The organism is Chitinophaga deserti (genome assembly GCF_003149455.1).
Lineage (GTDB): Bacteria > Bacteroidota > Bacteroidia > Chitinophagales > Chitinophagaceae > Chitinophaga > Chitinophaga deserti.
Genome location: NZ_QFFK01000004.1, coordinates 362,970 through 386,484, shown reverse-complemented (window position 1 = coordinate 386,484; position 23,515 = coordinate 362,970). Strand labels below are relative to the sequence as shown.

Sequence of the window (23,515 nt, the reverse complement as noted above, 5' to 3'; positions counted from 1 at the left end):
ATCAGTCCTGTTTAGCGATCAGGTTCACAAATAAACGGTATGCGCCCGGCACGCCCGCAGGCAGCTGGCGGAAGAACGAAAGTCCGGTATATACGTATTTCCCTTTGCCGTAACGGGCCACGATGGTGGAGCCGGTCATATCTTTCTCACCGGGATCTTTCATGGAAAAAGGTTGTGCGTATTGTCCATCGGCATTAGCCGGGAAATACAATCCACGCTCCTGTACCCATCCGTTGAAATCTGCGGTGGTCAGGGCGTTGGGATATTTCATCAGTTTGTCCTGCGGTGTAAGGAAGGATACGGCAGCGGTTTCATCCGTCACCCTGTCGCGCGACAGCGTGAAAGGGAATGGCCCCATCTGGTTGGAAACCAGTCCACCGTTGGTGTTGTACTGGATCAGCAGCGTACCGCCGTTTTTCACGTATTCCAGTAAGCGCGGCTGCCAGTAGCGGAGGCGCTCCTGGGTGTTGTAAGCACGCACGCCGGTGATGATGGCATCGTATCCGGAAAGGTTACCCTGCATGATCTCTTTCTCACCAAGGAGGGTTACGGTATAACCGATCTGGCGGAGGCTTTCCGCTACTTTATCACCCGCACCGGGGATGTACCCGATGTTCCTGCCGTTGTATTGGAGGTTCAGGGTAACGAGCCTTGCTTCCGCTGGCGGGAACAAGGTAATGGCAGGGATGTGATCATAAGCGATCACCGTCATGCTGTTCGTGTACTCCTTTCCGTTAAACTCTACGGCAACGCTCATGGTATCGGTCAGTTGCTGGCCGTTTACCTTCAGCGGTTTTACCTGGAATACCACTTCCACTTCGTCCCCTTTCTCTTTCAGGGTGAAGGGGATAGCGGGCTGGTCGGCCGTGAAACCCTGCGGCAGGCGGAGCTTTACTGTACCGCTAACGCCCGGCTGAATAGCACGGATCTTAACGGGAACTGCCTGCGGGGCAGCCTGTGTGTAAATGTATACCTGGTTCTGGAGGTAAGCCACTACGGGCGGCGCCATAACCAGCGGACTGTACACCTCCCCTTTCACAGGATCGGTGAATTTGTAAATGAAGGGCCTTTGCACTGTGATGGTCTGGTCTCCGAAGCGGAGGTAGAAGGTGGCGGTGAGCGAAGGTTTGTTTTCGGGGTAGCCAACCATACCGTTATCACGGATGATGTAGGTGCCCAGCGGATGAGCGTCTTGCAGCCAGTAGGGTTGCGAAACGGGTGTTTCCGCAGGGATGGGGAAATCGGCGGGGATGGTATTGAACTCATTGAACGCGAGATCCCTTGCCAGTGCGGTATTCTCGGTACCGTTGTACGTCACTTTTTCGAGGCGTACGGGGACGGTGCTGCGGTTGATGATCTGGAGCTGGCTTTTCATGGGGCCGCCGGGAATTACTTCGCCGGTGGAAGAGAAAGCTTCGGCCCAGAGACCGGAGCAGCCGATGATGAGTTGCTCCAGTTCCTTCAGCTTCTGGGTTTTCCAGTAGCTGTCGGGCAGTGCCAGCAGGCTTTTACGCATAGCTAACAAAGCGGGTACGCTGGCGGAAGGTGCTTCTGCGCGGTAGTCTTTGATGATAGCCTGAATCTGGCGGGCGATGGCATCGGTGCCGGGCACGCGGTTCCAGGTGGTATTAATACCATCCATGAGATCTTTGGAAGGAGCATCACCGAGGATGGTCTGGAAGTACTCGGTGGCGTTACCATGGCCGGATGGTACCCCAAAGCCCTGGCTCTTGTGCTGGCTGCGGCTTTCGGCGGCAATTTCGCCGTAGCCCTTACCGAGGAGCGCGTTGTAGGCGCCTACCTGCATCTTGAACTGATCTTCGGAGATGGTATTGTTGCTGCCGAAGTTGAAGGTATTCCACAGCAGGCGTTTGGCCTGCCATACCTGTACATCCTTCAGCTGCTCGGGATATTGATTGGGATCTGCAGCGGCTTTATAAGCTTCTGCAGCCAGCATGGCCGATGCGGTGTGGTGACCATGGCCGGCGCGGCTGTCGGCCGGGAAGCGGCAGATGATCACATCCGGACGGAACTTGCGGATTACCCACACTACGTCTCCCAGCACCTTTTTACGGTCCCAGATGGTGAAGGTTTCTTCGGGGTTCTTGGAGAAGCCGAAATCGTTGGCGCGGGTAAAGAACTGTTCGGCCCCGTCTATCCGGCGGGCGGCCAGCAGTTCCTGTGTGCGGATGAGGCCCAGCAGCTCTGCCTGCTCGTTGCCGATGAGGTTCTGTCCCCCATCACCACGGGTGAGGGAAAGGTATCCGGTGCGGTATTTCCCTTCTCGTGCCAGGAAGCCCAGCAGGCGGGTATTCTCATCATCGGGATGGGCGGCTACGTACAGTACGCTGCCGAGGGTGTTCAGTTTCTGGAGCTGCAGCTGGATATCGGCTGCGTGCATCACCGGGGCAGTTTGCGCCTTAGCGCCGGAAACAGCCAGCAGTAAGGCGGTAGCCAACCCTGCGAGGGTTCTAAAGTTCAACATGAAGTAGTTACCGGTTTTGTCAGTCGTCAAAAATAGGGATTATATAAGCATTTGGGTTGCCGCTGGTGGATTAAATCCTGCTTCCCGTAATGGTCTATTTATCAGTCTTTTGTTTCATCAGGTACGCCTGCAGTGGCCAGCCTATCCCGTTATCTGCAGCCAGATTGGATAATATGACCACGGCTTTTTGTCCTGCGCGTTCGATGGTGATATGGGAATTGAATCCGCCGGTCTGGCCGCCATGGTTCACCACGGTATGCCCATTGCCGGTAATGATATGCCAGCCCATGCCCATCCTGGCGGATTTGTCCTTAAAGGTTTCCTCATGGCTCAGCAATATGGCATCACCCAGTTTGCCCTTGCCGGGGTTGATATTGGCGCTGGCATACCGCAGCATGTCCGTCAGGTTGGAGGTGATCCCTCCGGCCGGCGTTAATGCGCTCAGTACCCAGGGCTGTTCCGTTTTGCGGCCCATGTTATACCCCTGCGCCATTCCATCTTTCTGATTGCCATCCAGCGTGATACCGGTATGTTTCATCTTAAGCGGCCGGAGGATGGTTTTATTCAGCAACTCCCAGTACGAAATACCTTCATTACGCGCCAGCAGCTGCCCTAAAAGGCCTGCGGCGATGTTGGAATAAGCATACTTCACGCCGGGGGCTTCTGTGGGCTTGTATTGGTTCAGGAAATCATATAGCTGGGGCAGTCCGAAGTGGCCATATGGCTGTTGGGCCGAAAAGCCGGGATATTTCATGACCGGCTCCCAGCGCGGAATAGCAGAAGTGTGGTTAGACAGCATGAGCAGGGTAACCGGCTTGCCTTCGAACCAGTTCAGTTTAACCGTGTCCGGTACATATTTCGAGATGAGATCCTCCCCTTTCACCTTACCGCGCACGATCTGATCCGCCAGCAGGATGCCGGTGAATGTTTTGGTGAGGGAGCCTATCTGGAAGATGGTATTGTTATTGGGCAGCTGACCGTTGCCTATAGCGGTTTCCCCATAGGCATAGGTGTAGGTTTTATTGCCGTCGATCACCCCTATCATGAGCCCCACGCATTTCTTCTGCGTAAAAGCGGCACGCACAAGCGAATCCACTTTACGGTCGAGCGGGGTTTTCATGGGGTTGTTGGATTGCTGGCAAAGGGCACCCAGTGCCGGAAGGGCGAGAAAAGCGGTGAATAACACGCGAAGCATGGGACGGGATTTATTATTTCTTGAACATGAAGTACACGGCTCCGAGAAGCAGTGAAAAAGAGATGAGATAATTCCAGCGTAAGGGCTCTTTCAGCCAGATCACCGCAAATACGCAGAACACGGTGAGGGTGATCACTTCCTGCACCATTTTCAGCTGAAAACCATTGAACCCGTCCAGGTACCCCATCCGGTTGGCGGGCACCATGAAACAGTATTCGAAAAAGGCGATGCCCCAGCTCACGAGAATTACCTTCCAGAGCGGTACGCTCGTGTCTTTCAGATGGCCATACCAGGCAAACGTCATGAATACGTTGGAAACAAGCAGGAGTAAAATGGTACGCATGCCCTAATTTACTGTTTTAGGAATAAAAAAACTCCCGGCGGAGCCGGGAGCGTGTAAGAATATTTTGAACGGTATTAATTCTCTTTTTTAGCCAGCAGGTAGAGGACGGCCATGCGGGTAGCTACCCCGTTTTCTACCTGGTCGAGGATGATGCTCTGGCCGGAATCTGCCACGTCGGAGCTAAGCTCCACGCCGCGGTTGATGGGTCCGGGGTGCATGATCACGATGTCTTTACCAAGACTGTCCAGCAGCTTGCGGTTCACCCCGTAAGCGAGGGAGTATTCGCGCAGGGTGGAGAACAGGGGCATGTTCTGGCGTTCCAGCTGGATGCGGAGCACGTTGGCCACATCTGCCCATTTCAGCGTTTCTTTGATATCGTAAGATACGTTTACGCCGAGGGCGTTGCCGATGTGTTTGGGGATCAGCGTAGGCGGACCAACCACGGTTACCTCAGCGCCCAGTTTCTTCAGGCAGTAGATGTTGGAGAGTGCTACGCGGGAGTGCATGATATCGCCACAGATAGCGATCTTTTTGCCTTCCACGCTGCCCAGCCGTTCGCGGATGGAGAAGGCATCGAGCAGGGCCTGTGTGGGATGCTCATTGATACCGTCGCCGGCGTTTACGATTGGAACGTTAATGTGTTTTGCGAGGAAGTGAGGCGCTCCTGTAGCCGAGTGCCGCATCACCACCATATCCACTTTCATGGACAGGATGTTGTTAACGGTATCGATGAGGGTTTCTCCTTTGGAAACGGAAGATCCCGAAGCGGAGAAGTTCATGACATCGGCACCCAGGCGCTTTTCCGCCAGCTCAAAAGAGAGCCGCGTTCGCGTTGAGTTTTCGAAAAATACATTAACGATGGTGGTATCCCGCAAGGTAGGTACTTTCTTGATCGGGCGCTGCAATACTTCCTTGAATTGATCAGCAGTTTGAAATACGAGCTCTATATCCTGACGTGTCAGTTCACGTATACCCAGCAGATGTTTAACAGACAGTGACATTCTAAGGTGCAAATATATGGGTTTTATGCTATCAGCACAACTTCGTCTTTACCATCGCGTTCATTCCAGAGCACTTTTACGCGCTCGGTAATAATCGCGTCGATCGTACGGCCGGTATAATCGGGCTGTATGGGCAGTTCACGGCTGAATCTGCGGTCGATCAGCACGCAAAGCTCCACTTTGGCGGGCCTTCCGAAATCCAGCATGGCATCCATGGCGGAACGGATGGTACGGCCGGTGTACAGCACGTCATCGATCAGGATCACCCGTTTATTGTCGATGGAAAAATCCATGTCGGTTTCATTGGGGAGATGCAGGGTTTTACCGCTGTTGTAGTCGTCGCGGTAAAAAGTGATGTCCAGTTTGCCATAGGGAATATTGGCGGAGGGCACCAGCGCCTGGAGGTGGCGGTAGATGCGGTCCGACAAAAAGATGCCCCTCGGCTGAAGCCCGATCACCACCGTGTCCCGGAAGTCCAGGTGGTTCTCCACCAGCTGGTGGCTCAGCCTTTCGATCGTAATCGCCAGTTGCCGGTCTGTCAGTATTGATTTCAAATGAAATGAAATTTAAAAGTCAAAAGTAAGGATGAAGGACCGGAATAAAAAATGATTGCCGAAGCGGGTGGTTAACGTACATTTGACGGGTAAATCGTTTCGGCCATGAAAATCATTAAAACCATGCTCCTTACTTTCGCGCTGTTCGGCCTTTTTTCCGATTCCCAGGGCCAGATCAAAAACGGTGAAACCGTACCCGACTTCTCTCTCCAGGATCAGGATAACCATACCTTCCGCCTGGCGGATGCTCTGGCCAAAGGGCCTGTGGTGGTATATTTCTATCCGAAAGATGATACGCCGGGCTGTACCAAAGAGGCCTGTACTTTCCGCGACAGCTTCTCCGCATTTACCGATGCGGGCGCAACCGTGGTAGGCATCAGTTCAGACGATGTAAAATCGCACAAGAAATTCGCTTTGAAGCATAACCTCCCCTTCACCCTGCTGGCAGATGAGAAAAACGAAGTGCGCAAGCTATTCGGTGTTCCCAAAACCATGATGCTTCCCGGCCGTGTCACTTACGTGCTCGACCGTAAAGGCACCGTAGTTCACCAGTTCAATTCCATGAGCCAGGCAACGCAGCACGTGGAGGAATCGCTCGCAGCGATAAAGAAGCTGTAAATCTTACAGTACGAAATTTGGAAGAAGCGCTCCGCATGGGGCGCTTTTTTTATACCCCGTATGTAATTCAGGGATTTACGGTTAAACCGGCAGGAATGAAAGTGCTTTTGCAGGAGCCTTTTCAGGGGTAACAGGCAGTATTAAGAGAGACGAAAGAGGAGTTATAAGCTTATTACAAGTAGTTATCCTGTTAATATCTATGTAGTATCTACGGGGCATGTACGAGGAAACTACAAGGGAACCAGCCATTAACCCCGGACAAAAGATGGACTTGATGTGGACTTGATGCGCACTTGAGGTGGAGATTTTCAGGAGTATATAACTAACCTGCAGCCCATGGTCATTGCTGGCGGAGGGATAACAGACCGGGTTATCCCGTAGTTATTATGGTTTGATAATGAATTTGTTATAATAATTCTCACCCTGTATGACAAAGCAACGGTTGTCTTCTATTGCTGAATAATTTATGCCAGCGCCATAAAAAAAGCCGCCCTTTTGGGGCGGCTTTCGTGTAAGATGTATGCCATACTACGCTTCCTTCAGGAAGGGGTAGCGGTAATCTGTGGGAGAAACGAGTGTTTCCTTCACGGTACGAGCGCTGAGCCAGCGGTACAGGTTCAGCTGAGAGCCGGCCTTATCGTTGGTTCCGGAAGCACGGGCACCACCGAATGGCTGCTGCCCTACTACCGCACCGGTAGGTTTATCGTTCAGGTAGAAGTTGCCTGCGGCGTTCACCAGTTTCTTGGTAGCCAGCTCAAGCGCGTAGCGGTCTTGCGAGAAGATGGCGCCGGTAAGGGCGTATTCGCTCGTACCATCTACCAGTTCAATGGCTTCTTCGAACTTGTCCGCATCATACGTGTAAATAGTGAGCACAGGGCCGAAGATCTCTTCGCACATGGTCACATATTTAGGATCGAGTGCCTCGATAACAGTAGGCTCAATAAAGTAGCCTTCTGCTTTGGAATAGTTACCACCCGCAACGATTTTCGCTTTGGGGTCTTTCTTCGCATTATCGATATAGGTAGCGATCTTGTCGAAAGAACGCTCGTCGATCACGGCATTGATGAAGTTGGTAAAGTCTTCCGTAGTACCCATTTTCATGGTCTTCAGCTCTGCTGCCAGCTTCGTCTTGATCTCTTCAGCAATATTGCTGGGGAGGTAAGCGCGGGAAGCAGCGGAACATTTCTGACCCTGGAACTCGAAAGCACCGCGGGCAAGACCGGTAACCACAGCGTCAACATCCGCAGATTTGTGTACGAGTACAAAATCTTTACCGCCTGTTTCACCAACAATGCGGGGATAGGTCTTGTATTTGGAAATGTTGTTGCCGATAGTCTTCCACATGGTCTGGAACACGCCGGTAGAACCGGTGAAGTGAATGCCTGCAAAGTCGGGATGTGCAAAGCAGATGTCGCCGATGGTAGGCCCGTCTGCATACACGAGGTTGATAACACCGTCTGGCAGACCTGCTTCGATGAGTACTTTCATGAAGAAGCTGGCGTGGTAAACGGCTGTATTAGCGGGTTTCCAAACCACTACGTTACCGCACATGGCGGCGGAAGTGGGCAGGTTACCGCCGATGGCGGAGAAGTTAAAGGGAGTAACCGCGAGTACGAATCCTTCGAGGGGACGGTATTCCATACGGTTGTGCACGCCGGGAGAGCTAACGGGTTGCTGGCGGTAGATCTCGGTGAGGTAGTGCACGTTAAAGCGGAGGAAGTCGATCAGTTCGCAGGCGGAGTCGATCTCTGCCTGGTAGGCGTTCTTGCTCTGGCCCAGCATGGTAACGGCATTGGTATGTGCGCGGTACCTGGTGGCGAGGAGCTCGGCAGCTTTCAGGAAGATGGCGGCGCGCTGTTCCCAGGGAGTATCGGCCCATTGCTGGCGTGCTGCCAGTGCGGATGCGATCGCTTCTTTAACATGGCTGGCATCTCCTGCGTGGAAATGACCCAGTTTATGTTTGATCTCGTGCGGGGGACGGATATCCACCGTTTTGCCGCTGCGCACTTCCTTACCGCCGATGTACATGGGAATATCCATTTCCACGGCTTTGAATGCGGCGAGCTGTTTTTTCAGTGCTGCTTTCTCGGGGGTGCCGGGACCGTAAGTAAGAACCGGCTCGTTGGTTGGTGCTGCAAAGTCAAAATAAGCGTTATGCATGGCTTAGATTGTTGTTTCGGTTATCAATATTGTTCACGAAGGCCTGGTGTCAGCCTTTTTCGTCTTCTTTCTGCATCATGAGGTAAGCCTTGATGAACCCGCCGAGGTCGCCGTCCATTACTGGTCCAACGTTGCCGACTTCGAAATCTGTACGGTGATCTTTGATCATTTTGTAAGGATGGAACACGTAGGAACGGATCTGGGAACCCCACTCGATTTTGCGCTTGTTGGCGTTGGTAGCGTTCTTCAGTTCTTCACGGCGCCGGATCTCTTCTTCATACAGCCTGGATTTCAGCATGGTGAGCGCCTTTTCACGGTTCTCCCCCTGCGTACGTGCCTGCTGACATTCGATAATGATACCGGAAGGGATGTGCTTCAAACGTACCGCGGTTTCCACCTTATTCACGTTCTGACCGCCTTTACCACCGGAGCGGTAAAACTCCCATTCCAGGTCTGCAGGGTTCACCGTTACTTCAATCGTATCATCTACCAGCGGGTAAACGAAAACGGATGCGAAGGAGGTATGCCTGCGGGCATTGGAATCGAAGGGTGAGATACGAACGAGCCGGTGAACACCACTTTCCGCTTTGAGCAGTCCGTATGCGAAATCCCCGTCGAATTCGAGGGTGGCAGATTTGATACCTGCACCGTCGCCATACTGCACGTCGATTTCACTGACTTTCCAGCCCTGCTTTTCTCCGTACATGCGATACATCCTCAAAAGCATCTCAGCCCAGTCCTGGCTTTCTGTACCGCCTGCTCCCGAGTTAATGGTGAGCACGGCCGGCATCTCGTCTTCCGGCTGGTTGAGGGTAGATTTAAACTCCAGCTCGTCCAAAGCCGTAAGGGCATTGGCATAAGCCTGGTTTACTTCTTCCTCGGTAGCCTCGCCTTCTTTCTGGAAGTCCAGCAATACGGCGCTGTCCTCGATGGCATTTTTAACTGCATCGTGGAGGTCTACCCAAAATTTGTTAACCTTGATTTCTTTGAGGATGGCGGTCGCCCTTTCGTTGTCGTCCCAGAAGCCGGGAGACAGGGTCATTTGCTTATCATTTTCTATTTTGTCAATACGGTCCTGGACGTTAAAGAAAACCTCCCAGGACGTAGAGACGGTCCCTCATATGCTTAACTTGTTCTGTTGTCATAAGTCCGCAAAGATAAATTATTATTAACGAAATACGAAAATGGAAATCGTTGGCTAATCAATTCATTTTTAATGCGTAAATTAAGTTTGGAAAGATTTTTGCGCGAGATTGTCATTCTAAACCCTACCGCATGGAAACCCGCACGAGCATACTTCACTACCGGCAGCAGGCCTTCTTCAATCTGATAGCCCTTTTGGTGGTTATCGGTGTAAATGTAATGGCTAACACTGCAACGCTGAATGGCCGCACTACCGGTGAAGTGTCTGACAGTTACCCGAATCTTTTTACCCCTGCGGGTATTACATTCAGTATATGGAGTATTATTTACCTCGGTTTACTCGCCTTTGCAGGCTACCAGCTCTGGCTTGCCTTTGCTCCTAATCATGATGCGGAACTGTCCCGTGTAATGACGTGTATGGGCCGGTGGTTCCTGCTGAACTGTCTTGGTAATGCCTGCTGGCTCTTCGCATGGCATTACGACCTGATTTGGCTGTCTGTCCTCATCATGGCATTCATCCTCTTCACCCTTGCCCGCATCCATGCCCGCTTCAGGATCGCAGATCCCGATGCGTCCCTGGCAGAGAAAGCTTTTATCTTCTTCCCTTTCGGCATTTATTTCGGATGGATCACTATTGCCCTGCTGGCCAATATCACCGCCCTTGGCGTGGCTATGGGGTGGACGGGCTACGGCGTTGGCGGAGTGTACTGGACCATCATCTGCATGATGCTTGGCACATTGGCCGGCCTCTTCATGATCTTCCGTTTCAATAACATCTGGTACGGAATTGCCGGTATATGGGCATTCTACGGTATTATCCTCAAGCGGGATGCCGTTGCCAGTTCAGACTCCCCTCCCATCGTGGCTGCGGGCACCATAATTATGGCGGTGCTGGCCCTGTCTGTTATCATGCAGCTGCTGAGAAAGCGCAGTCTTGTTTGATAAAACCTCCCCAACTATCGATCCCGCGCCGTACTTTTGAGCGCATCAAATTAAAAGCCCGTATCATGTTCCCAAACGTACAGCCCGACGCCACACATGCCTGGCAGGAATTAGAAGCCCACGCCGTATTAATGCGTGAAACGCCCATGCGCGACCTCTTCGCCGGAAACCCCGACCGTTTTAAGGAGTTTTCGCTGCGGCTGGAAGACATTCTGTTCGATTTCTCTAAAAACATCATAACAGGCCTCACCCTCCACCACCTCGTAGAGCTGGCAAAGGAATGCGGACTGGAAGAAGCGCGCACTGCAATGTTCGCCGCTGAAAAAATCAACGTCACCGAAAACCGCGCGGTGCTCCACACTGCGCTCCGTAACCTTTCCGGTACACCCGTTATGCTCGACGGGAAAGACGTTATGCCCGAAGTAAATGCCGTGCTGGCGCAGATGGAAGACTGCTGCCGCCGCATCCACTCCGGTGAGTGGAAAGGCTATTCCGGCAAAAAGATCCGTTATATCGTAAACATCGGTATCGGCGGTTCAGACCTCGGACCCGTAATGGTGACCGAAGCCCTGAAGCCCTACTGGGTAGAAGGCATCCAGCCTTACTTCGTATCCAATGTAGACGGTACCCATATCGTGGAAACACTGAAGAAAGTGAAGGCCGACGAAACGCTGTTCCTCATCGCCTCCAAAACCTTCACCACACAGGAAACCATGACCAACGCACATACCGCGCGCGAGTGGTTCCTGGCCAATGGCGGCAGTGAAAAAGACATCGCCCTCCACTTCGCTGCCCTCTCTACCAACGAGAAAGCAGTCACCGCATTCGGTATCGATCCTAAGAATATGTTCGCTTTCTGGGACTGGGTAGGCGGCCGTTACTCGCTGTGGTCCGCTATCGGACTGTCGATCGCATTAACCGTGGGGTATAATAACTTCCGCGACCTTCTCGGTGGCGCCCATGCGGCCGACCAGCATTTCAAAGACACGCCGCTGGAAGATAACATCCCCGTACTCATGGCGCTTATTGGCCTGTGGTATGGTAACTTCTTCGATTCCGCTTCCGAAGCCATCCTTCCCTACGACCAATACATGCACCGCTTTGCGGCTTATTTCCAGCAGGGGAATATGGAAAGTAACGGTAAGTCTGTAGCCCGCAACGGCAAGTCGGTAGAATGGCAGACGGGCCCTATTGTATGGGGCGAGCCCGGTACAAACGGCCAGCACGCTTTCTACCAACTCATTCACCAGGGTACCAAGATGATCCCCTGCGATTTCATTGCACCGGCCATCAGCCACAATCCTGTTGGCGATCATCATCCCAAGCTGCTGTCTAACTTCTTTGCACAAACGGAGGCGCTGATGAACGGGAAAACGGAGGAAGAAGTGGTAGCCGAAGGTACTGCGAAAGAGCTGGTGCCTTTCAAGGTGTTTAGTGGTAACCGTCCTACCAACTCGTTCCTTATCAAACAGATCACGCCGCGCACGCTGGGTATGCTCACGGCTTTGTACGAGCATAAGATCTTTGTGCAGGGTGTTATCTGGAACATTTACAGCTTCGATCAATGGGGTGTTGAGCTGGGTAAGCAGCTGGCTAACCGCATTCTGCCCGAGCTGCTGGAGAATGAAGAAGTGACTTCGCACGATTCATCTACCAATGGTTTGATAAACGAATACAAGCAAATGCGTCAATAACGGCGTTTTTAATATTTATAACGGCGGCCGGGGATCCCCGGCCGCCGTTTTGTTTTGAGCCGGGTGAGCAATGGGTTAACCGTCTTTCCCACGTGCTACCGGAAATTGATCAAGTACTCCCCTGCCGGCAGGTTCATCAATAGATACAAAAAAACGCGTCAGAAACGGCGTTTTTTATTGAAGTAACGGCCTCGGGGGCACCACGTTAACCGCTAAGCTTTGTATCGGAAATGTATCCGGTTTACCGTATTCTTTCCGGGCTGCCGGAGAATGAAGGAGAGGATGTTTGCCAGCCAACTCATTCCAGTATGCAAACAAATGTGTCAGGAACGGCATTTGGGATTCGAATAACGGCCTCGGAGAATCCCAGGGGGTATTTGTGTTAATAGGTAGTAAAAGGAGCTTAAAAGAGGTGTAAAGGAATAGTAGGTGTAATGGTACTTAATGTATATAAAAGGGGTGCTTTTCCATCACTGTATTGGGTTTGAGTACGTTTTATATACATTAACCCTTCTTTTACCCTTCTTTAACCCTTCAGTAACCCTGCTTTAAGGCATAAAAAAACCTCCGCGAATTGCGGAGGTGAAATTTCTTTATCGTTGACAGGGAGAGAAGAAAAAGAAACTACCATTTGTCCACGTCTTCAGAAGAAGGAGCTGGTGCTTCTGCTTCTGCGGTAGCTGCAGCGGCGGCTACTTCGGAACGAACAGCGGCAACGGCTTCCTGGGCATCGGTGTCCTGCTCGTCTTCACGGGAGTCGGAATAGTCGTGATTGTAAGCATCAAAGTCAAAATCGGGCATCAACTCGGTTTTTACGTAGTTGATAGTTTCAGTAAGGGCATTGAGGAACTTATTGAAGTCTTCTTTGTACAGGAATACTTTATGCCTGTCGTAGCCATTATCGTTGAAACGTTTCTTGCTTTCTGTGATAGTGAGAAAGTAGTCGTTTCCGCGCGTGGTTTTTACATCAAAGAAATAAGTTCTCCTTTTGCCCGCTTTCAATCTCTTGGAAAAGATGCTGTCATTGTTTCTTTCCTGTTGATTGTTGTTTTCGTACGCCACAGTTGATAGATTTAAGTGTTAACGAATCAAATCCTGTTTGAGTGATCAATAATCAACAAATATACTATTGTTTTACAAATATCAAAATATTTTTAAATGATTTTCAAAATTCATCTTATATTCCGCGCAGGAGGGCATTACAGCAGTTTACAACCCTGTGAAAATTACTCACTTACACGTTCTTCTTCACCTGTTTGCTGACGCGCATACAGCTCTGCGTAATAGCCGTTTTTTGCCATTAATTCTTCATGCGTACCCATTTCTGCAATCCGCCCTTCGTCCAGCACAATGATCTTGTCGAACGTAAAGAGTGAAAAGATGCGGTGGGTAATGATAATGGCAGTTTTATCCTTCAGGTAGGCATACAGGTTACCGATAATCTCCTTTTCCGTACGGGCGTCTACCGCAGAAAGACAATCATCAAACAGCAGGATATTGGGCTTACGGATAAGCGCCCTGGCAATGGATACGCGTTGTTTCTGCCCTCCGCTCAGCGTTACCCCTCTCTCTCCCACTACCGTCTGGAAACCTTCCGGAAAGCCCAGGATATCCTTTTCTACGGATGCCTGCCGCGCTGCCTGTTGCACCGCTTCGTCATTAGCGGTCGGCTCCCCGAATCGGATGTTGTTGGCGATAGTATCGGAAAACAGGAACACATCCTGCGGTACGTAAGAGATCTGTTCACGTAAGCTGTTCAGCTTCAGCTCGCGGATGTTATTTCCGTCTATCTGGATAGCGCCTTCCTGCGGGTCGTACATCCGGAGCAGTAACTGCGCCAGCGTGGTTTTACCCGAACCGGTACGGCCTATCACGGCTATCTTCTGGCCGGGTTTAATATGCAGGGTGAAATTCTTCAATGCCTGTATACCGGTATGCGGATACGTAAAGCTCACATTGTTCAGGCGTATATCCCCGCCCAGCTTCACTTCCCTGGCATCGGGCGCATTCCGGATCTGAGGTTCCAGTAACAGGAACTCGTTGATACGCTGCTGCGAAGCGGCCGCCCGTTGTATCATGGAAGCTACCCAGCCGATACTGAAGAACGGGAAAGTCAGCATGTTCACATACAGTACAAACTCCGCCAGGTTCCCCACCGTGATGTTCCCCCTGATTACCTGCATACCGCCGATAAAGATGGTAAGGATCACGCTGAGTCCGATCATGAGGGCCATGGCGGGCTGGTATAGTGCATCGGTTTTAGCAAGACTGATACTGCTCTGTTTATACGCTTCACTCGCTTCTTCAAAATGCCCGGCAGAGGCTTCTTCCTGCACGTACGATTTGATCACGCGGATGCCGGAATAGTTTTCCTGCGCTACCGATGTGATGTTCGATAACTGCGACTGAATGCGTTCGCTTTTCTTATGTATGATGCGGTTTACGGAATAAATGGTGAGCGCCAGCAGGGGCAGCGGACTGAGGGTATACAGCGTGAGCATGGGGTTTACGGCCCACATGAGCCAGATGATCATCACCATCATGATGATGGTGCGGGTGGCATACATCAGCGCAGGACCAACATACATCCGTACGCGGCTCACATCTTCCGTGATACGGCTCATAAGGTCGCCCGTACGGTTCAGCTTAAAGAAGTGCAGATCCATCCGCTGGTATTGCTGGTAGATGGCGTTCTTCAGATCGTATTCGATGTAGCGGCTCATGACGATGAGCGTCTGGCGCTGGAGGTACATGAAGAAGCCGCTGAGGAGTGCCAGGCCGAGAATGGAGAGGCCGTAGAATGCCAGGGTCTGGCTGAACACGGCGCGGAAGGCGCCTTTCAGGCTGGTATCGCTCAGCATGCGGTAACTTTTCAGGTTCTGCTCCAGCAGGTCGAAGATCTGGCGGACCAGGATGGGCTGGAAAACGCTGAATACGATGGAGACCGAGGTGAACAGCATCCCCAACAGGAAGCGCCACTTGTATTGAACGAAGTATTTGTTTAAAGCTGCAAGGTGTTTCATAAAAGCTATACAAATGTAGGGAATGACCAGTAACACTCATCATTTTCATTTTTCCGGAACGGCAGGGCGGCTTACTTTTATTCAAACCTTGCTATATGCCAACTATACCCGGCGCCTCACCCCTGCGCGCCTCCGACCGTTTGCAGATCATCGACAGTCTGCGCGGTATTGCCCTTTTGGGCATCCTGCTCATGAACATCCTCATGTTCGGGTTCCCCGATAACCGTGGCGAAAACCTGCTGCTCCATAACGAGCTTTCAGGCCCTAATTACTACACCTGGTGGGTAACGGGCTTCTTTTTTGAAGGCACTATGCGGGGTATTTTCTCCCTGCTTTTCGGGGCAGGCTGCGTGCTGCTGCTGGACCGCCTGGAGAAAAGGACCGATCCCCTTACACCGCCGGCAGACATCTATTACCGCCGCCTCCTCTGGCTCCTTGCATTTGGTATCATTGATGCCAACCTGCTGCTATGGTCGGGCGATGTGCTGTACGTGTATGCCCTTGGCGGTATGCTCCTCTACCCTTTTCGCCGCCTGAAATCCCGTACCCTGCTCATCATTGCCGCAGTGGCTTTGCTGATAGGCACCTTCATGGCTACGGCCGATTTGTATGAGAAAAAGGAGCTCCGTGCCAAAGGGGAACAGGCTCTCGTGCTGGAAAAACAAAAGGTAAAACTGACCCCCAAGCAGGAGAAACAGAAGGAAGCATGGGAAGAGCATCAAAAGAAGCATACCCCCGAAGCCCAGCGCAAAGAAGATGCGGAACAGGTGGCGGAAATGCGTGGTAACTACTTCCGGGTAATGGCCTGGTCGGTTCCCCGAAACGCCCATTTCCAGAACTTCTCGCCGTACGATCTATTTTACTGGGACCTCATCATCTGCTTCTTCCTCGGTATGGCGCTCTTCAAAGCGGGGGTACTCACCGGTGCCAGGTCTCGGCAGTTTTATACCGTGCTGATGTTAACCGGTTATGCCCTGGGGCTTTCCATTCAATACTGGGAAATGCGGGAAGTGCTCAATATCCGTTTTGATGTGACGCGCCTGGCAGACAGGGTGTTCCTCTCCTGGTACGAGATACGCCGGGTGCTGGTATTGCTCGGGCATATCGGGCTTATCATGCTGATATTTAAAGCCGGAATCGCGAAGGGATTCTTCAGGGGAATGGCCGCCGTCGGACAAATGGCGTTCACCAATTACCTCATGCAAAGCTTATTATGCGGATTGTTCTTCTACGGGTACGGACTGGGATGGTATGGTGCGCTGGAAAGATACCAGCTGTATTACGTGGTAGGCGGCGTGTGGATGCTTCAGGTTATTTACAGCAACATCTGGCTGCGGTATTTCCTGTTCGGGCCTTTGGAATGGGTATGGCGCTCGCTGACGTACTGGAAGCGCCAGCCTTTCCGGCGGGGCGTGCCCATGATGCAGATGGCATAAAAATGAAAAGGGAGCAGTGTTCAGCTGCTCCCTTTTTTATTAACCCAGTTTCTGGAGGGTTTCGAGGATGATCTTTTCCTGATCGTCCTTGCTTACGTCTTCTTTTTTGAACTGCTGGCCGGTGATGTTCTCGAACAACTCGATGTAGCGTTCTGTTACGCTGGCAACGAATGCGTCGGTCATTTCCGGAACCTGCTGGCCTTCTTTACCCTGGAAACCGTTTTCCATGAGCCACTCGCGCACGAATTCTTTGGAAAGCTGCTTCTGCTGCTCGCCTTTGGCCTGCTTTTCTTCATAGCCTTCGGCATAGAAGAAGCGGGAAGAATCGGGGGTGTGGATTTCGTCGATCAGGTAAATGGTATCACCGATCTTACCGAATTCATACTTGGTATCTACCAGGATGAGGCCACGCTTAGCTGCCAGCTCACGCCCGCGTTGGAACAGGGCGAGGGTGTATTGCTCCAGCTTCTCGTAGTCTTCCCTGCTCACCAGGCCGGAAGAAATGATTTCCTCGCGGGAAATATCTTCGTCATGGCCTTCATGGGCTTTGGTGGTGGGGGTAATGATGGGAGAAGCGAAGTAGTCGTTCTCCTTCAGTCCTTCCGGAAGGGTAACACCGCACAGTTCGCGTTTGCCGCTTTTGTAGGTGCGCCAGGCATGGCCGGTGAGGTTACCGCGAACTACCATTTCCACGGGGAAGGTTTCGCATTTCAGGCCCACAGTAGCGCTGGGCAGGGGTACGGATTTAACCCAGTTGGGCACGATGTCTTTGGTGGCATCCAGCATAATAGCCGCAATCTGGTTCAGTACCTGACCTTTGTAGGGGATCGGGCGGGGAAGTACCACATCGAACGCCGAGATACGGTCGCTCACAAACATTACCATCCATTTATCAGCGATGGTATACACGTCCCGTACCTTACCTTTGTAAAAGGCCGTCTGGTTCGGAAATTTAAATGCAGATTCTAACATTCCGGTTTATTTTAATAGATTACCTGTTTTCTGAGCTGCAAAAATAGGCCAGCCGGGATTAAAAAATCAAAGCTTTTTTATGGATGCCCAAAATCCTTCGTATCAGCCCATAGATTGCAACTATTACGACCGCCTGGAAGCCTGGGCCACCCTCCGGGAGCCCGTTACCCTCGAATACCTGGATGAGGCGGGGCAGCCTCATTTAGAAACTGCCGTCATCCGCGACCTCTATGTCCGTAACAAGGCAGAGTTTTTGCTTACCGAGGCCGGTAGGGAGCTGCGGCTCGACCGCCTCATAGCGGTGAACCACCTCCCCGTACCTAAAACCTGTTAAAAGCGTATGAGCGAATTCCATATCGAATACCCGATGATCATTAAACTGGCCGTTGCCATGCTGGCAGGGTTCCTGCTGGGGCTGGAAAGGGAAGTACAGCGCAAGGCGGCCGGGGTGCGTACCATCACCCTTATCTGTATGAGCTCCGCCCTGTTCAGTATCCTGAGCATACATTTCGGGGGCCTGCAGTCGGGCGACCGTATCGCCTCCAACATCCTCACCGGCGTAGGCTTCATCGGTGCCGGGGTTATTTTCCGGGGAGGTTTTACCATAGACGGGATCACGACAGCCGCGGTTATCTGGATCTCCTCCGCCATAGGTATGGCCATTGGAGTGGGCAAATACGACCTCGCGGCCTTTGCCGTATTCTTCACCTTATTTACACTATGGGGATTTTCTTACGCGGAACGGATCATCAGCCGTCAGCGCGAACGGCGGTACTACGCCATCCAGTATGCGGAAAACACCCTTTCGCCGGAGGCTATGATTGAATTGTTCGGGTCTTACCGGCTGCGGACACTGGCAATTTCCACCACCAAATCCACTGAAAAGGAAACGGGACTGATCGTGTACGAAGGGAAATACGAGCTTACCGGCTCCATTGCCCACCTCACCGCCATGAACGATGCCCTCCTCGCCCACCGGGATGTAATTAAGTTTGAGGTGGAGCTGGCGAAATAATTACTTCTTCCGGGTGGTCATCAGCACCACCCCTGCAATTACAACAGCGGATCCTGCCATAGCGTGCGGGGCCAGTGTTTCATCGAGGAACACCCAGCCCAGGAACACCGCCACTACGGGGTTTACATATGCATAGGTAGCGGAAACCTGCGGCGGCGCGTTATTCACCAGCCAGCTGAAGGCCGTATACCCCACCAGTGAGCCGAATACCACGAGGTATCCTATCGCCAGCCAGGTACGGCTGGTCATCTCTCCCACCGTTTGCCAGTCTTTTTGTTCCAGTATTACACTCAATAGCGCGGTCACCACCACGCCGGAAAGCATCTGTATGCCCGACGACGTTAGCTGCGGAGGTGTATCCAGCCGTGGGCTAAGCAGGGAGCCGTAAGCCCAGGCAATGGAACCTGCCGTTAGTACGGCAACAGGCCATAGCGGGTAATTACGGACCACATTATCGGGGTGCAGGAGGTAAAAAGGGTCGAAGATGCAGAAGAGGCCGGCAAATCCAAGGGCAAGTCCGCAGAATGTAAGCGCCGAGGGCTTCTTCTTACTGAAGAACAGCCAGTCTAATCCGATGAACCATGCCGGTAAGGCAGCAATAAACAAAGCAACAAGACTGGAAGGCATATAAGCCAGGGCAAAAGCCACTGAGCTGTTACCGATCCCTATCAGCAGTACGCCAATGATGGCGGCATTACGCCATTGTAATTTGGTAGGCCGCGTCTTTTCCACTGCGAACCCAATGCCCAGCATGAGGCTCCCGGCGAGTATGAAGCGGAGAACAGACAGCAGGAAAGGCGGCAGCACTTCCGTAGCGATCTTTACGCCCAGGTAAGTGGAACCCCACAGTACGTAAACGAGACTGAGTGCCAGTATTAGTTTGGCTTTATTGGAACGTTGTTGCATGGTTTAAGGCCGGGCATACCCGGCACGCAAAGCTACGCTTCTGCCCTTACCTGACAAATACTTCGATCATGGCATTGGTAGGTCTCCGTGGCGCATGGAACGAATCTATCTGTCGGTAATTCTGCTGCAGCTCAGTGCGCAGCGCCCATGGGAAGAAGTTGTTCAGCGTAGGCGCATATTCATAAATAACGAGATCATAATGTTTGCTGCGCACCTTCTGTACGTATTCCTCCAGCTGTGCATTGAACATGCCTACGCCGAGGTGATGCCATAACGGGATGTTATGACCGGTTTCCTGCGTGTAGCCTATGGCGTGGTCGAGCGGGGTGAGCTCCGTGAGGTTCAGTACTTTAGCATCCTTTCCTTTCTTTACTTCAGGGAGCGCCATGATACGGTCGATGCCCGCAACGGTGGAAGGCGGCATATAGATTTTGCGGAATTCCGGGAGGGAGGAGAAGGTCCATTCGCTGGTGGGCACATCCGTTGTATCCAGGTTCACCATGTAATTATGCCTGTTCACCACGTTCTCTCCGCCGGGTACGGGAGCCGTGGCCACTGGCGGATTCAGCTGGTACAGAATGCGGGAGATGTATTTGAAATAGCTGGCAGACCACCACAGTAATACCACTGCGGCTGCGGCGAAGAAGGGCTTCCATTCATCGAACCTTACGGTTGTAAGATCATACAGCCGGGTAAGGATGAACGCGATGGCGAAGCCATGGAAGAAGATATTATTATCGGGAGGCGTATAACTTGTTACCTGGAACAGCGCTGCTTCCACGAGGATGCCGATGGTAAGTAGGAAGAAAAGCATCAGTCCACGGTTCTGCCACAGCGCACGCGGCGCTTTCAGTGCCGGGATCATCAGTATTACCGACAGAGCGAAGTAGAACTTGATCCATTGCGTTTCAATGAGGAGTACTTCGATGATATCCATGAACGACAGGCGCGAGGAATGCGGAGGCTGCCCGTGGTTGAACCAGTATCCGAATCCATGGCTGAGGAAGGGAACGATGAAGATGCAGGCTACCAGCACATAGCTGCCGAGGAAGCCGGCCAGCTCCTGCCAGCGGCGGGTATTGAGGGTATGGTATCCCAGCAGGGCAAGGGCCAGCAGCATGGCAAGGCCTCCCCCGTCCTGCTTCGTGAAGAAGCTGAGGAAGGTAAAGGCGCCTGCGAGGAAAAGGGCCGGCCACTTCCAGCGGCCGCTTTCGAGACCGCGTAACAGGAACGCGAGTCCTGCAAGCTGGTAAATGATTACGGTATTATTATACCAGGGCCAGAAGTTGACGAAGGAATAAGACAGGATGAAAACCAGCACGGCCAGTACCCTGACGGCAGTGGGCACACGCATTTGCTTCATTATGTACCTGAAACTGAGGCCTCCCACGATATTGAGGAATACCTGCGCTTTCACGAGGGATATGAGGGCGGGGCCGAACAGCTTAAAGAATAGAGCGGGAACCAGCCAGTAACCGAAGCCCAGCGGCAATCCGAAATCACGGTAAGGCACCTGGCCTTCTGATAGACGGTAAGCGCCTTCCCACGACAGGAAGATGTTTACCCGGTAAGGGAATGTGGCAAACAGTGGCACGCAGGCCAGTACTACGATCATGAGACATTCTAATACCATTGCCCGGCGTGGGGTCAGGAAGGGATTGGCCATGTTTGGGATTGTTTCTGGGTAAAGGTAATAACCGTAACTTTAATTTAAACCATCAAAACTAGCGACATTTCCTGATAAACATTGTATTTTACGCCCTGTTAATTGTCAATCCCCGTGCAATACTTGAAACTACTACGGCCAAAACACTGGGCCAAAAATCTTTTCCTTTTTATTCCTCTCTTCTTTGCTGGCGAGATTTTCGACGTGGAAAAACTTCAGGTGCTGGCATTGGCATTCTGCTGTTTCTCTCTGGTTGCCAGCAGTATCTATGTCATCAATGATTATAAGGATATTGAGGCAGACAGGGCGCATCCCGAGAAAAAGAACAGGCCTTTAGCTTCCGGAGCAGTGTCTCCTGCAGCCGGACTGGCAGTTTTCGTACTGGCGATGGCGCTGGGCTTCGTGGGGGCATATTTCATCAGCTTCAAGTTCATGTTTGTACTGGGGATCTACTTCCTCCTGAACCTTGGTTACTCCTTCGGGCTTAAAAATGTATCCATTCTCGATATCCTCATTCTGGCAGCGGGGTTTGTACTGCGTGTGAAAGCCGGAGGTGTTGCGGGAGAAGTGGCTACATCCGAATGGCTGAACATCATGGTGTTCCTGCTGGCTGTATTTATGGCCATCGCTAAACGGCGGGATGATGTGCTGCTGAAAATCCAGTCGGGGAAAGATATGCGCAAAGCTTCGAAAGGCTACAATCTCGACTTCCTGAACGCTTCGCTGGCACTGGTTTCTGCGGTTATCATCGTGTCGTATCTCATGTACACCATGAGCCCGGTAACGATGGAACACTTCAAAACCTACCGTCTTTACTATACCAGCATTTTTGTTATTGCCGGATTATTACGATATTTGCAAATAACTTATGTCGATAACGACACAGGTTCTCCCACCAAAATCCTATACAAAGACCGCTTTATTCAACTGACCATTCTCCTGTGGATCCTTAGCTTTTATGTGATCATTTATTTACCGACGAATAAAAGTTTTTTTGAATAATGCGAAAAAGCATAGCAAACTGGGGCAATTATCCCGCTTTAGACTGTGATGAAGTATCCTTCGCTTCGGAGGATCAACTGTTGCAGTACGTTAACTCACACGATCATATTATTGCGCGTGGGAATGGCCGTTGTTACGGCGATGCTTCGCTCGGAGAGCACAGCATATCCACCCTGCGTTTCGATAAAGCCATACTGTTCGATGAAGAGAACGGCATATTCGAATGCCAGTCGGGCCTCACGCTCGACCAGATCCTCGACATCATCGTTCCCCGCGGCTGGTTCCTGCCCGTAACACCGGGCACCAAGTTCATCACCATCGGCGGCGCCGTGGCTTCTGATGTACATGGCAAGAACCACCACTCCGAAGGCAGCTTCAGCAATCACATTATTTGCATGAACGTGCTCACCGGCAAGGGAATGGTTACCTGCTCTCCCGAAACGGAAACCGATCTCTTCTGGGCTACCTGCGGCGGTATGGGCCTCACCGGTGTTATCACCACCGTAAAGTTCAGGCTGAAGAAGATTGAAACGGCCTATATAGCACAGAAGCAGATCAAAGCAAAGAACCTCGACGAAGTAATTCAGCTGTTCGAAGAACACAAACATTATACGTACTCCATGGCCTGGATAGATTGCCTGCAGAAAGGCGATTCCTTTGGCCGGAGCATCCTCATCGTTGGCGAACACGCTACAAAGCAGCAGCTGAATGCCAAAGCCGCACAGGCACCCCTTACGTTACCCAATAAAATGAAGCTCACGCTTCCCTTCAACCTGCCCGGCTTCGTACTTAATAACTTCACCGTTAAACTGTTTAACGCCCTCTACTACGGCAAGAATACCAGGCGCGTGATCGAGAACGTAGTGCCGTATGAGCCATTCTTTTATCCGCTGGATGCCATCCTTCACTGGAACCGCGGTTATGGGAAAGATGGCTTCGTGCAGTACCAGTTTGTATTGCCGATGGATAAGAAAGACGGACTGGTGGCTATCCTGAAAAAGATCAGTGATAAAGGATGGGGATCTTTCCTTGCTGTGCTGAAGACGTTCGGGCCGCAGGATGATCTCATATCTTTCCCCATGGAAGGTTATACCCTGGCGCTCGACTTCCCGGTGCGTAAAGGGCTGTTCCCTTTCTTAGATGAACTGGACGCACTGGTGCTCGAATACGGCGGCCGCCTTTACCTTACTAAGGATGCGCGGATGCAGGAACGGGTATTCTGGGACAGTTACCCCAATGCACAGCGCTTTAAAGAGATCGTAAAGGAATGGAACCCCGATGGTAAATTCCGTTCCGCACAGTCAGACAGGCTCAATTTTCAATTCGCATCAAACAACGCCGGGTAATAGCAGACCCGATA

Annotated in this window: 20 protein-coding genes; 8 read left to right on the top strand and 12 right to left on the bottom strand. The window is 51.8% G+C overall.

Going from position 1 to position 23,515, the window contains the following annotated elements:
* Position 1 precedes the first annotated feature (1 nt).
* The 5 genes from DEV76_RS11365 to pyrR all read right to left on the bottom strand — a co-directional run bounded on the left by DEV76_RS11365 (position 2) and on the right by pyrR (position 5,578).
* The gene (locus DEV76_RS11365) at positions 2–2,485 is read right to left on the bottom strand and encodes a PIG-L family deacetylase (protein WP_109698022.1); all 2,484 of its coding nucleotides are present in this window, start codon (positions 2,483–2,485) and stop codon (positions 2–4) included.
* Between the two features lie 94 nt (positions 2,486–2,579).
* Positions 2,580–3,680, bottom strand: a complete 1,101-nt coding sequence (locus DEV76_RS11360; RefSeq protein ID WP_109698021.1) for a serine hydrolase domain-containing protein — start codon at positions 3,678–3,680, stop codon at positions 2,580–2,582.
* A gap of 13 nt (positions 3,681–3,693) precedes the next feature.
* A complete protein-coding gene (locus tag DEV76_RS11355; RefSeq protein ID WP_109698020.1) occupies positions 3,694–4,023 on the bottom strand; it encodes a DMT family protein in 330 nt (109 codons plus the stop codon).
* A 74-nt stretch (positions 4,024–4,097) separates the two neighbouring features.
* Positions 4,098–5,036: an aspartate carbamoyltransferase catalytic subunit gene (locus DEV76_RS11350; RefSeq protein ID WP_317048085.1), complete on the bottom strand. Its 939-nt coding sequence runs from the start codon at positions 5,034–5,036 to the stop codon at positions 4,098–4,100.
* A gap of 11 nt (positions 5,037–5,047) precedes the next feature.
* Complete coding sequence (gene pyrR, locus DEV76_RS11345; RefSeq protein ID WP_109698018.1) at positions 5,048–5,578, bottom strand: bifunctional pyr operon transcriptional regulator/uracil phosphoribosyltransferase PyrR; 531 nt, start codon at positions 5,576–5,578, stop codon at positions 5,048–5,050.
* Positions 5,579–5,683: 105 nt separating this feature from the next.
* Here pyrR and DEV76_RS11340 point away from each other — a divergent pair, with 105 nt between their 5' ends.
* Positions 5,684–6,196, top strand: coding sequence for a peroxiredoxin (locus tag DEV76_RS11340; RefSeq protein WP_232826933.1), 513 nt, complete (start codon positions 5,684–5,686; stop codon positions 6,194–6,196).
* Between the two features lie 528 nt (positions 6,197–6,724).
* Here DEV76_RS11340 and pruA read toward each other — a convergent pair.
* The gene (gene pruA / locus DEV76_RS11335) at positions 6,725–8,356 is read right to left on the bottom strand and encodes an L-glutamate gamma-semialdehyde dehydrogenase (protein WP_109698017.1); all 1,632 of its coding nucleotides are present in this window, start codon (positions 8,354–8,356) and stop codon (positions 6,725–6,727) included.
* A gap of 49 nt (positions 8,357–8,405) precedes the next feature.
* Positions 8,406–9,501 (bottom strand): peptide chain release factor 2 gene (gene prfB, locus DEV76_RS11330; protein WP_109698016.1). Its coding sequence is split into 2 segments (ribosomal slippage): positions 8,406–9,440 and positions 9,442–9,501, totalling 1,095 coding nucleotides; the frame shifts between segments, so codons are not numbered across the junction.
* 130 nt (positions 9,502–9,631) lie between these two features.
* On the opposite strand from prfB, the gene DEV76_RS11325 reads away from it, so the two are divergent.
* Both DEV76_RS11325 and pgi read left to right on the top strand, forming a co-directional pair.
* Positions 9,632–10,441 (top strand): tryptophan-rich sensory protein, encoded by an 810-nt coding sequence (locus DEV76_RS11325; protein ID WP_109698015.1) that lies wholly within the window; start codon positions 9,632–9,634, stop codon positions 10,439–10,441.
* Positions 10,442–10,506: 65 nt separating this feature from the next.
* Positions 10,507–12,135 carry a glucose-6-phosphate isomerase gene (gene pgi, locus DEV76_RS11320; protein WP_109698014.1) on the top strand — a complete coding sequence of 543 codons (1,629 nt, stop codon included), beginning with the start codon at positions 10,507–10,509 and terminating at the stop codon, positions 12,133–12,135.
* A gap of 624 nt (positions 12,136–12,759) precedes the next feature.
* Here the strand turns inward: pgi and DEV76_RS11315 are convergent.
* Complete coding sequence (locus DEV76_RS11315) at positions 12,760–13,197, bottom strand: DUF3276 family protein (RefSeq protein ID WP_109698013.1); 438 nt, start codon at positions 13,195–13,197, stop codon at positions 12,760–12,762.
* A gap of 164 nt (positions 13,198–13,361) precedes the next feature.
* The gene (locus tag DEV76_RS11310) at positions 13,362–15,158 is read right to left on the bottom strand and encodes an ABC transporter ATP-binding protein (RefSeq protein WP_109698012.1); all 1,797 of its coding nucleotides are present in this window, start codon (positions 15,156–15,158) and stop codon (positions 13,362–13,364) included.
* Positions 15,159–15,253: 95 nt separating this feature from the next.
* Here DEV76_RS11310 and DEV76_RS11305 point away from each other — a divergent pair, with 95 nt between their 5' ends.
* Positions 15,254–16,594, top strand: coding sequence for a DUF418 domain-containing protein (locus DEV76_RS11305; RefSeq protein ID WP_109698011.1), 1,341 nt, complete (start codon positions 15,254–15,256; stop codon positions 16,592–16,594).
* Between the two features lie 39 nt (positions 16,595–16,633).
* On the opposite strand, the gene DEV76_RS11300 is transcribed toward DEV76_RS11305, so the two are convergent.
* A complete protein-coding gene (locus tag DEV76_RS11300; protein ID WP_109698010.1) occupies positions 16,634–17,566 on the bottom strand; it encodes a phosphoribosylaminoimidazolesuccinocarboxamide synthase in 933 nt (310 codons plus the stop codon).
* Between the two features lie 79 nt (positions 17,567–17,645).
* Between DEV76_RS11300 and DEV76_RS11295 the strand changes: the two genes are divergently transcribed.
* A complete protein-coding gene (locus DEV76_RS11295; RefSeq protein ID WP_109698009.1) occupies positions 17,646–17,900 on the top strand; it encodes a hypothetical protein in 255 nt (84 codons plus the stop codon).
* 6 nt (positions 17,901–17,906) lie between these two features.
* Positions 17,907–18,581 carry an MgtC/SapB family protein gene (locus DEV76_RS11290; RefSeq protein WP_109698008.1) on the top strand — a complete coding sequence of 225 codons (675 nt, stop codon included), beginning with the start codon at positions 17,907–17,909 and terminating at the stop codon, positions 18,579–18,581.
* On the opposite strand, the gene DEV76_RS11285 is transcribed toward DEV76_RS11290, so the two are convergent.
* Complete coding sequence (locus DEV76_RS11285) at positions 18,582–19,487, bottom strand: EamA family transporter (RefSeq protein ID WP_109698007.1); 906 nt, start codon at positions 19,485–19,487, stop codon at positions 18,582–18,584. It abuts the gene before it with no gap.
* A 46-nt stretch (positions 19,488–19,533) separates the two neighbouring features.
* Positions 19,534–21,153: a hypothetical protein gene (locus DEV76_RS11280; protein ID WP_109698006.1), complete on the bottom strand. Its 1,620-nt coding sequence runs from the start codon at positions 21,151–21,153 to the stop codon at positions 19,534–19,536.
* 114 nt (positions 21,154–21,267) lie between these two features.
* On the opposite strand from DEV76_RS11280, the gene DEV76_RS11275 reads away from it, so the two are divergent.
* Entirely contained in the window at positions 21,268–22,155 is an 888-nt protein-coding gene (locus DEV76_RS11275; protein WP_109698184.1) for a decaprenyl-phosphate phosphoribosyltransferase, read from the top strand.
* Positions 22,155–23,501, top strand: coding sequence for an FAD-binding oxidoreductase (locus DEV76_RS11270; RefSeq protein ID WP_109698005.1), 1,347 nt, complete (start codon positions 22,155–22,157; stop codon positions 23,499–23,501). The genes DEV76_RS11275 and DEV76_RS11270 overlap by 1 nt, the downstream gene beginning before the upstream one ends.
* The last annotated feature ends 14 nt before the right edge of the window (positions 23,502–23,515 follow it).

Coding starts and splice junctions, on each gene's coding strand:
- DEV76_RS11365 (WP_109698022.1), bottom strand. CDS start 2,485: ATGTTGAACTTTAGAACCCTCGCAGGGTTGGCTACCGCCTTACTGCTG.
- DEV76_RS11360 (WP_109698021.1), bottom strand. CDS start 3,680: ATGCTTCGCGTGTTATTCACCGCTTTTCTCGCCCTTCCGGCACTGGGT.
- DEV76_RS11355 (WP_109698020.1), bottom strand. CDS start 4,023: ATGCGTACCATTTTACTCCTGCTTGTTTCCAACGTATTCATGACGTTT.
- DEV76_RS11340 (WP_232826933.1), top strand. CDS start 5,684: ATGAAAATCATTAAAACCATGCTCCTTACTTTCGCGCTGTTCGGCCTT.
- pruA (WP_109698017.1), bottom strand. CDS start 8,356: ATGCATAACGCTTATTTTGACTTTGCAGCACCAACCAACGAGCCGGTT.
- DEV76_RS11325 (WP_109698015.1), top strand. CDS start 9,632: ATGGAAACCCGCACGAGCATACTTCACTACCGGCAGCAGGCCTTCTTC.
- pgi (WP_109698014.1), top strand. CDS start 10,507: ATGTTCCCAAACGTACAGCCCGACGCCACACATGCCTGGCAGGAATTA.
- DEV76_RS11310 (WP_109698012.1), bottom strand. CDS start 15,158: ATGAAACACCTTGCAGCTTTAAACAAATACTTCGTTCAATACAAGTGG.
- DEV76_RS11305 (WP_109698011.1), top strand. CDS start 15,254: ATGCCAACTATACCCGGCGCCTCACCCCTGCGCGCCTCCGACCGTTTG.
- DEV76_RS11300 (WP_109698010.1), bottom strand. CDS start 17,566: ATGTTAGAATCTGCATTTAAATTTCCGAACCAGACGGCCTTTTACAAA.
- DEV76_RS11295 (WP_109698009.1), top strand. CDS start 17,646: ATGGATGCCCAAAATCCTTCGTATCAGCCCATAGATTGCAACTATTAC.
- DEV76_RS11290 (WP_109698008.1), top strand. CDS start 17,907: ATGAGCGAATTCCATATCGAATACCCGATGATCATTAAACTGGCCGTT.
- DEV76_RS11285 (WP_109698007.1), bottom strand. CDS start 19,487: ATGCAACAACGTTCCAATAAAGCCAAACTAATACTGGCACTCAGTCTC.
- DEV76_RS11280 (WP_109698006.1), bottom strand. CDS start 21,153: ATGGCCAATCCCTTCCTGACCCCACGCCGGGCAATGGTATTAGAATGT.
- DEV76_RS11270 (WP_109698005.1), top strand. CDS start 22,155: ATGCGAAAAAGCATAGCAAACTGGGGCAATTATCCCGCTTTAGACTGT.